Genomic DNA, 466 nt, shown 5'->3' on the forward strand with positions numbered 1-466 from the left:
AATCTAAAAAAGTTGGGGGTATTGCTTTAGGATCACCCCTTCAGCAGATGGATTATAAATACAATATCCGTGGCTGGATGACTAAGATCAATGATCCTAAAAATCTGGGAGGGAAATTATTTGGATATGAGATCAGATATAACAATCCTGAAATCTCTATAAAATCACCAGGCAGATTTAATGGGAATATCGCAGAGATAGACTGGAAGAACTCATCAGAAGATGTATTTAAAAGATACAATTATGAGTATGATGGTCTGAACCGTTTAAAGAATGGTTTCTATTCAGAACCCAATGCCACCAATCCCGGGAATGGTAATTTTGATGAATACCTTACCTATGACCTGAATGGGAATATCAATACTTTAAAAAGAAAAGCAATTCCTGTATCAGGACAAACATCAGCTTTAGTAGATGACCTTGAGTATAAATACACAGGAAACCGTTTAAATCAGGTGATAGAATC

Annotated in this window: 1 pseudogene; it reads left to right on the forward strand. The window is 35.6% G+C overall.

Going from position 1 to position 466, the window contains the following annotated elements:
* A pseudogene (locus BOQ64_RS23335) lies at window positions 1-466 on the forward strand (RHS repeat-associated core domain-containing protein); the annotation flags it as partial.

It is taken from the genome of Chryseobacterium sp. CH25 (assembly GCF_004119455.1).
In the GTDB taxonomy this organism is placed as follows: domain Bacteria; phylum Bacteroidota; class Bacteroidia; order Flavobacteriales; family Weeksellaceae; genus Chryseobacterium.